4 protein-coding genes and 1 pseudogene are annotated in these 6,289 nt (G+C 44.0%); all 5 read right to left on the bottom strand.

From position 1 onward, the window contains the following. Positions 1-230 precede the first annotated feature (230 nt). Positions 231-464, bottom strand: a pseudogene (locus IEY42_RS04420) (transposase); the annotation flags it as partial. 936 nt (positions 465-1,400) lie between these two features. After that, complete coding sequence (locus tag IEY42_RS04415) at positions 1,401-2,045, bottom strand: bifunctional 4-hydroxy-2-oxoglutarate aldolase/2-dehydro-3-deoxy-phosphogluconate aldolase (protein WP_188924126.1); 645 nt, start codon at positions 2,043-2,045, stop codon at positions 1,401-1,403. Between the two features lie 20 nt (positions 2,046-2,065). Continuing rightward, complete coding sequence (gene edd / locus IEY42_RS04410) at positions 2,066-3,892, bottom strand: phosphogluconate dehydratase (protein WP_188924125.1); 1,827 nt, start codon at positions 3,890-3,892, stop codon at positions 2,066-2,068. A gap of 11 nt (positions 3,893-3,903) precedes the next feature. After that, a complete protein-coding gene (gene pgl, locus IEY42_RS04405) occupies positions 3,904-4,602 on the bottom strand; it encodes a 6-phosphogluconolactonase (RefSeq protein ID WP_188924124.1) in 699 nt (232 codons plus the stop codon). Positions 4,603-4,611: 9 nt separating this feature from the next. Continuing rightward, complete coding sequence (zwf, locus tag IEY42_RS04400; RefSeq protein ID WP_188924123.1) at positions 4,612-6,081, bottom strand: glucose-6-phosphate dehydrogenase; 1,470 nt, start codon at positions 6,079-6,081, stop codon at positions 4,612-4,614. Positions 6,082-6,289 lie beyond the last annotated feature (208 nt).

Here is a 6,289-nt window from a genome sequence, read left to right as displayed (position 1 = left end):
ATGGGTGTTTCACATTTTTAGGCGCAGTGGTACGGATTTCATTAGGGGCGCAGCTTGGCTGTTGAGCCCGAATATATGTCAGTACAACCGCTTTAAGCGGTAAATGAGTCGCATCAAAAACAACGATAAGTGTGAAGCAGTAGATCAGAAAGCTAAGGCCCAAAAAAGCCTTGGGTGAGCAGAGTATTACCTTGACTCACTGGGAGCGTCCATATATGTCTTAATTATTATTTTTTAAGTTTGGCGTTCTCGGCTTCTAATTCACGCATACGGGTTAAATCAGAGGCTTGCATACCACCATATTTAGATTTCCATTTGTAATAGGTACTTTGACCCACATTATGTTTGCGACATAACTCTGGCACAGTCAGTGCGCCAGACTCGCCTTCTTTGAGGATGTTGATAATTTGGCTTTCAGTAAAACGTGTCTTTTCATGTGATTCTCCATTTAGTTTAGTGTAAATGGAAAACTCTATTTAAAACATTCTGATTTTAAGGGAGGGTTACACTTTAGGTAAAACAAAGAATTTTCGAAATGACATAACGAGAAACAACACTGCAATTTTAACAAACATGAATTATAACTGTATAAAAAACCAGTACCCTGTCGTAAAGGTTTTATGATGTTAAGCGTAGATAGATTATCCTCAAAATGGTGCTTTCATAAACTATCAATAACGATGCTCGAGCAAAGTTTAAATTGGTTTTTTCTAACAAGTAAAGGAGCATAAATGAGTTACATTCATTACTTGCAACAGTCCAAATACAACTCTGAACTTGAGGCCGTTGAAGACTTTTTACAAAAGAATACATGAGCTGACCATAGCCTTTCACGCACATCTGACCGATAAGGATATTGTAAATGTCATTATGATGTCGGGAACATCATTGACCAGCCATCACGACATTTGTGAATCCATTCACATCAGCCCCCCATCTGAAGCGTTAACATTTTCATTCTTTACCATAAAGAGGTGCCGAGGCTGGCTACAAACGAGGTCAAAAGCTCGATAATTTTCCGTCGCAATTTTTTCGCTGCTGTTGTTTGGTTAAAAAGCGAAAATGTTGCCGGACCCCTGAGGGTTTGCAAAGGCTGATTGGGTAACAAGAATGCGCTTTATTCCTTTGCTCTGGTGTGGGGGAAGCGCCACGACGTTAGTGGCCATGAGTACATAAGTAAAACGTAAAAACTAACACCAGGGTCCCGGCTCAAAAGCATTACCGCGAAGACAATTACACTACCCTGCATAAGTTACAACTTACGACCTTTACTTTAGTGTAGGCGAAGCGCTACGACGTCAGTGGCCGCAGGCCATATACTTGCTGTTATATGAAAACAAAAAGCTATAAAAAAACCAGCTAATTAGCTGGTTTTTAACGTGATGTTATTACAAGGTTGATTAAAGCGCGGCTAGCGCTTCTTTACATAACTGTGTAATACGATCCCAGTCTTCACTGTCTACTGCATCTGTTGGTGCAATCCAGCTGCCGCCGATACAATCAACGTTTGGCAAAGCCAAGTAGTCTTTGTAAGTGGCTGGGCTGATGCCGCCTGTTGGGCAAAAACGAATGCCAGATAATGGACCAGAGAAAGACTTAAGTGCGTTTACACCACCAGAAGCTTCAGCCGGGAAGAATTTGAAGTGAGTGTAACCTAACTCCATTCCCACCATGATTTCAGAAATACTGGCAATACCAGGAATTAAAGGCACGGTGCCCTTTTTAGCCGCTTTTAATAAATCTACCGTGGCACCAGGAGTGATAATAAACTGCGAACCTGCTGCAACCGCTTGGTTAAGCTGAGCTTCATTTAAAATCGTGCCCGCACCCACAAGGGCTTCAGGCACTTCTTTAGCAATTTTTGCAATGGCTTCAAGTGCACAAGGAGTACGTAACGTCACTTCTAATACACAGATACCGCCAGCAACCAATGCTTTAGCTAAAGGCACCGCATGTTCTAGTTTGTTAATTACCATAACCGGAACTACTGGGCTACGTTTAAACACATCTTGTGGTTGGAGTGACCAGTTATTAGGCTCAATCATATTACCGACTTCCTTCATTTTTAATATAATTCATCAATCGCGCTAGTGCTACGAGCGCCTGTTTCTGGGCTGCTTAAACTGCGACGAAGTGCGCCAAACAATTCACGGCCCATGCCATAAGCTGAATGGTGTAAATCAACAACTCCAGCAGTGCGACTTGCTAATACGCTTTCATCAACTAACAGCGATAGCTCGCCCGTTGTGGCATCAACACGAATTAAATCACCGTCTTGTACTTTAGCAATTAGGCCACCGTCTAACGCTTCTGGCGTTAAATGAATTGCAGCGGGTACTTTACCTGATGCGCCAGACATACGGCCGTCTGTCACCAACGCCACTCTGAAACCTTTGTCTTGTAAGGTACCTAAAAATGGCGTGAGCTTGTGTAGCTCAGGCATACCATTGGCTTTAGGGCCCTGACCTTTTACAACCACAACGCAATCACGGTCTAATGAACCAGACTTAAATAAGGCATCGATTTCGTTTTGATCGTTAATCACAACCGCTGGCGCTTCAATCACTCGGTTTCCTGCAGGTACTGCAGACACTTTAATCACCGCGCGGCCTAAGTTACCTTTAAGTAAGGTTAAGCCGCCGTTGCTTTGGAAAGGCGTATCAAGATGCGTTAATACATCTTTGTCTAACGATTCAGTGACACCATCAACCCACTTTAACTCGCCATCGATTAAACGAGGCTCTTGGGTGTAACGACGTAAACCGTAACCGGCAACCGTATTAACATCTTCATGGATCAACCCGCCATCAAGTAATTCTTTAACCAATAACGCCATACCGCCAGCAGCATGGAAATGGTTAATATCAGCTTGACCATTTGGGTAAACACGGGCTAATAACGGCACAACAGCAGATAAATCTGAAAAGTCGTCCCAGTTGACGATAATGCCAGCAGCACGTGCAATCGCCACAATGTGCATAGTTAAGTTCGTTGAACCGCCGGTAGCGAGTAATGCAACAATACCGTTAACCACAGATTTTTCGTTAACGATTTCACCAATTGGGGTGTATTGCGTACCCATTGAGGTTAAACGGCACACTTGCTTAGCGGCCATTTTACTTAGCTCGTCACGTAATGGATCGTCTGGGTTAACAAACGATGAACCCGGTAACTGTAAGCCCATCACTTCTAGCATTAACTGGTTAGAGTTAGCGGTACCGTAGAAAGTACAAGTACCCGCACTGTGGTATGACTTTGACTCAGCTTCAAGTAATGCAGTACGGTCAACCTGCCCCTGGGCAAATTGTTGACGAATACGGGCTTTTTCTTTGTTTGGAATACCCGATTTCATTGGGCCTGCTGGCACAAATAACATCGGTAAGTGACCAAAGCTCAATGCACCAATCAATAAACCTGGTACGATTTTGTCACAAATACCTAATAGTAACGCACCATCAAACATGTTGTGCGACAAACCCACTGCCGTCGACATGGCAATCACTTCGCGGCTCAGTAAGCTCAGCTCCATACCCGGTTGACCTTGAGTCACACCGTCACACATTGCCGGAACGCCAGCGGCAACCTGGGCAACACTGCCCACGTCAGCACAGGCTTGCTTAAGCATGTTTGGGTAGGTTTCATAAGGTTGGTGCGCAGATAACATGTCGTTAAATGCGGTCACAATACCAATGTTAGCCTTGGTCAATTGACGCAGTGAATCTTTTTCAACTGGCTGACAGGCTGCAAAACCATGGGCAAGGTTGCCACAGCTTAATGCGCTACGGTGAACGCCTTGAGCTTTAGCATCGTTTAGCGCTGATAAATAGCTTGAACGCGACTGTTGGCTGCGTGCAATGATTCTATCGGTGACGGCTTGTACTACTGAATGCATGGTAAAACTCCTTACGCGCTATAGAACACATCAACGGGCGTTTTACGCTGCGCTAATACGGCTCTAATGGGCATTTGGGTAACATCATCGTTTTCAAGTGCTTGATGATATACAGTTAATTTTGACTCTCCGACAAGATGCAAATAAATCTGACGACTATTTAAAATGGCATCTTTAGATAACGTAATACGAGCATGTGGGGCTGTTGTCGGATTAACAGCAGCACATAAATCTTTAGTGGTCAGTGCATTGTCGAGCTCTGCGCTGCACGGAAACCAAGAGCATGTGTGACCGTCTGTACCCATACCGAGCACGACCACATCAAACGGACGTGGAAAGTTAGCCAATGACTCGCTGGTCATGTCACAGCCCGCTTCTGGTGTAGCAAACATATTTTTAAGACCACGAAATTTGGCGCTGGCGGCACGGTTTTGCAATAAATGTTCGCGCACTAATCTTTCGTTTGAATCTTGCTCATCTGCATTGACCCAACGCTCGTCAGCCAACGTGATATAAACATCACTCCAGTCAACCAGCTTTTGGCTTAATAGCTTGAATAGTTTAAGTGGTGTTGAACCACCCGACACCACTAAACTGGCTTTACCACGAGTATCAACCGCGTCTTGCAATTGCTGTGCAATTTTGTCGGCTAACTTAGCTTCTAAGTCCGCGGGTGTATCAAATGATTTAAATACGGTTTCTTTGATCATGTTTGCTCCCTACTCGTCCCAAGAACGGCCGTCTTTAGTGATTAACGCCACTGATGCGACAGGTCCCCAAGTACCGGCTGGGTATGGCTTTGGCTTTTCGCCGCTTTGTTCCCAAGACTGGATAATTCCGTCAACCCAAGTCCATGCTTGCTCAACTTCGTCACGACGTACAAACAAGGCTTGGTTACCTAACATGGCTTCGAGTAATAAACGCTCATAAGCATCGGCAATACGCTCATTTTTAAAGGTATCGGTAAAGCTTAAGTCTAGCTTAGTGGTTTGCAGGCGTTGCTTTTGCTCAAGACCCGGCACCTTGTTCATCATCTGGATTTCAACCCCTTCATGCGGCTGCAAACGGATGGTTAACTTGTTAGGTGGCAGATTACGATAGCTGGCACGATATAAGTTGTGTGGTGGGTTTTTAAAGTACACCACAATTTCGCTACTCTTGAACGGCATACGCTTACCGCTGCGTAAATAGAACGGCACGCCAGCCCAACGCCAGTTATCAATATCAACACGCAATGCCACAAAGGTTTCGGTGTTTGAATTGGTGTTGGCGTCTTCTTCTTCAAGATATCCAGGAACGGGTGAGCCTTTTAAGAAGCCTGCACTGTATTGACCACGCACGGTATTCTCGTACACGTTGTCCTGGTTAATTGGGCGCAATGACTTAAGCACTTTTACTTTTTCATCACGAATGCTGTCAGCGTCTAGATTAACTGGTGGGTCCATTGCCACAAGCGTTAACACTTGTAGTAAATGGTTTTGGATCATGTCGCGCATCTGGCCAGCGCCATCAAAGTAACCCCAACGGCCTTCAATACCCACTTCTTCAGCAACGGTAATTTGGACATGATCAATAGTCCGGTTGTCCCACTTAGAAGCAAATAACGAGTTAGCAAAACGCAGCGCAATCAGGTTTTGTACGGTTTCTTTACCTAAGTAATGGTCAATACGGTAAACCTGGTTTTCGTTAAAGAACTCGGCCACTTGATCGTTAATCACGTGTGATGATTCTAAATCGGTACCAATGGGTTTTTCGAGTACCACACGGGTGTCAGATTGGATCAGGTTTTGCTCGTGTAAACAACGACAAATAGCGCCAAAAATTGAAGGGGGAGTCGCGAAGTAGTTCACCATGACGCGTTTACTTGGTTCAAGTAAATCATGGAAGGCTTTATAACCTTCTGGATCGGTAAAATTGGTACCGATATAATGACAACGACTCAGGAAGCGTTCTAGCGTAGTTGGGCAAATTTCATCTTTAACAAACGTCTTTAATGCTTTTGTGACTAGGGCGATGAATTCATCATGAGTGAATGCATCTTTTGCAACACCAATGACCTTAGTTTCTTTATCGAGTAATTCTGCTTTGTCTAGCTGATATAAAGAAGGTAATAATTTACGCCTAGCTAAGTCGCCTTTTGTACCAAAAAGTACGAAGTCACAAGCCTTGGCTCCAATTGATTTGCCCATTGCTGAAAGCTCTCCTGATTATGTGTGTGCGCCATGTTCGAATTCGGTCGATGAATAAAAACACACTTTTGTTGTAATATAACAACAGAATCTAATTTTTGCATCTTTAATTTACAAATTTTGCATCATCAACTACCTAGTCATCCATGCCTAATATCTGGTATGATTTTCAGCCTATAAAGAGGCCTAGCAACCATTTAACCGTGAT

Source organism: Shewanella algicola, from assembly GCF_014648035.1.
GTDB lineage: Bacteria > Pseudomonadota > Gammaproteobacteria > Enterobacterales > Shewanellaceae > Shewanella > Shewanella algicola.
This window is presented reverse-complemented; position numbering and strand designations above follow the sequence as displayed.